A 2,714-nucleotide genomic window follows, 5' to 3' on the forward strand; every position below is an offset into this window, starting at 1 on the left:
CCGGACAGCCGGAAAATCGGTCACGTTCGCCCGGAATCGTCGGTCACGATGAACCGGAATGCTCGGTCACGTTCGTCCGGAATCGTCGGTCACGATGGGCCGGAATACCCAAAAGCTGCGTGCGAGCGCGAACGTCGTCCGCTGATGGGACAGGTTCAATGAGCCGCTCGCTCGGCACTGGGCTAGAGAAGGCCACAGGCGGAATTTCTCATTTTACGGGTTCCGTTTTCTCGCCTTATGCGTGCGCACTCCCCGCAAGTCCTTGCCCAGCAAGGCACCCTTTCTCACCTTTTGTATCCGTCTACATTGTCCGATGTCACGGAACGTGAGAAAGTTATTGAGAACTTTGGTACGTAGTAAGTGAGAAAAACCGCCTTCGGGCGGTTTTTTTTCGTTTGCAGGGGCCGAGTAGCTCCGGTTGAATCCGCACCCCATTGCTGCCGTTCCACCCGTTGCCGTATCACCTACCGCTTAGGAGCTGGCAACGCTCGTCACGGTTGGCGTTATCATGTGTCAAAGTAGCGCGTCCGCGAAATCGTAGTTCCGAAGCGGAAAAATCACTAATATCAACATAAAAATCGAGGGGTTTTAGGTGTCAAAAGCGCCAAAGAAGAAAAAAGGAGCGGTAGTCGCTGTACTCAATATGAAGGGCGGGGTTGGAAAGACGACGATATCGGCGCATGTATTCCGCCATTTGTATTTCCATCTCAAACGCTCCGTAGTACTTATCGATTTCGACCCGCAGTTCAATCTTACGCAGACAATAGTTTCGCAAGACCGATACGAAAAGTTGAAAGCGGCAAAGAAGACGATTCTGTCCGTAATGGAGGATCATTCTGCGCCCTCTATTTTCAAGATAAGCGATAAATTGGGGCCACCACCCGATCTCGATAGTGTAAGTATTTTGGTTAAGAAATTCAGCGGGCAGGCAGATCCAAGTCTAATGCTTGTTCCCGGTGATTTTGATTTAATTAAATATTCATTAATAAATGAATCGAATGTGCTTGATCCCGTCAGGCAGAGATTCGTTGCTTTCATATCCTCTCGTTTTTCGCCTACGCGCGACCCTATGGGCGAGCCGAGGCGGGGGAGCCTTCGGGCTCGCCGGTGGTACGTGCCGGTCTGTCAACCCTGCATCGTGCTCGCCCACCCGATTGACAGCGGACGACGAGCCTCCCTCATTCACGTACCGGAGGTCGCAATGACTAGCACCATCCCTGCTCCACAGGATCCCACCCTCGCCCAAAAACAAGCCCAGCTAGCCCAAAACCTAGCCAAAGCCGATCGGGCCCTAGCCCGCCGCCTCGCCAAAACCACCCTGCCCCCACCCAGCACCCCCGTCACCCTCGAAGATCACATCCTCGAAACCAGCGACGACCTCCTGCGCGTCAGCGCCGGCCTCCGTTCCGTCCTGACCCTGCTGGACCTGCAGAGCGACGACATCCCCGATTGCACGGGCCTCCACGCCCTGCTCTTGCCGCTCAAGCAGCAGATCGACCAGAACGCCGACCGCCTGCAGGCGCTTGTCTGACGAGGGACAGGCCCGCTCACAGCGGGCCTGAAAGCAAAACGGCGCGAGCCAACTGGTCTCGCGCCGTTCTGGTTCTGGCACCGGTGTCGTGATGCAAGCTGATGCCTCAGTATCCCCTCAAGACCCAGCCGCTGATCGCTGCGACGGACTCACACAACCGCATGCCCGCGCGTTGCGCCTCCGATCGCATCCAGCTCCGCCAGCACAGCATCCGTCAACACAATCTCCCCCGCCCTCAAGTTCTCCCTCAAATGCCCCACCGACGAAGTCCCCGGAATCAACAACACATTCGGCGCCCGATGCAGCAACCAGGCCAGCGCAACCTGCATGGCCGTCGCCCCGATCCCTTCCGCCACCTTTGACAACCCCGCCGACTGAATCGGCGTGAACCCGCCAAGCGGAAAGAACGGCACGTACGCAATCCCCTTCTCCGCCAGTTCATCCACCAGCGCATCATCGCCACGCTGCACCAGGTTGTACTGGTTCTGCACACAGACAACCGGCGCAATCTTCCGCGCCTGCGCCACCTGCGCCGACGTTACGTTGCTCAGCCCGATGTGGCGAACCAGCCCCTGCCTTTGCAGCTCGGCCAGCGCAGTGACCTCCCTTTCGATCGAGCCTTCCGTCGGCGCATGGACATCCCCCATGAGCCGCAGGTTGATGACATCCAGCACCTCCACACCCAGATTGCGCAGGTTGTCATGGACCGCTTGCCGGATGGCCTCCGGCTCAAGCGCCGGCAGCCACGAGGCGTCTTCGCCGCGGCGGGCGCCTACCTTGGTAGGGCCTCGTCGGTGGTCGTACGTGCCCATGCTGCAAGAAACCCAGCGATTCTCGCCTTGATATCACTCTCGACAGTACGCAGGCGCAGGATGGGCAGATTACTTTTCGCCAGGATTTGGTTCTTTACTGCGTCCCGCGCTGCCTGTTCTGGTTTGTCATGAAAGCCACCATCGACTTCGATCACCCCCAGCGGGGTCTTGCCTACCTTGAAATAGATCACAAAATCGCAACTGGCGCGCGCCATGAAGGCTAGCTCACGTTCCGTCATGTCCGGGTTGCTCGGCGATGCGAGCCTGCGCACCTGGCGCCACGAGGCGCGAGAGCAAGGAAAGGTTGTGCCAGGCAACGGCAAGCAGAGTGACAAGTGGTCCAGTGCGGACAAGTTCCGGGTGGTGCTGGA

Annotated in this window: 2 protein-coding genes and 1 pseudogene; 1 reads left to right on the forward strand and 2 read right to left on the reverse strand. The window is 58.1% G+C overall.

The window, feature by feature from the left end:
• Positions 1-592 precede the first annotated feature (592 nt).
• Positions 593-1,531: a DUF1484 family protein gene (locus tag KHO41_RS41855; protein WP_211958861.1), complete on the forward strand. Its 939-nt coding sequence runs from the start codon at positions 593-595 to the stop codon at positions 1,529-1,531.
• 149 nt (positions 1,532-1,680) lie between these two features.
• Here the strand turns inward: KHO41_RS41855 and KHO41_RS40800 are convergent.
• Both KHO41_RS40800 and KHO41_RS41605 read right to left on the reverse strand, forming a co-directional pair.
• Positions 1,681-2,313: pseudogene (locus tag KHO41_RS40800) on the reverse strand (oxidoreductase); the annotation flags it as partial.
• Entirely contained in the window at positions 2,304-2,582 is a 279-nt protein-coding gene (locus KHO41_RS41605; protein ID WP_342344513.1) for a DUF2726 domain-containing protein, read from the reverse strand. The gene KHO41_RS41605 and the pseudogene KHO41_RS40800, both read right to left, overlap by 10 nt.
• Between the last annotated feature and the right edge of the window lie 132 nt (positions 2,583-2,714).

Origin of the sequence: Cupriavidus numazuensis (genome assembly GCF_905397435.1) — a bacterium.
In the GTDB taxonomy this organism is placed as follows: domain Bacteria; phylum Pseudomonadota; class Gammaproteobacteria; order Burkholderiales; family Burkholderiaceae; genus Cupriavidus; species Cupriavidus numazuensis.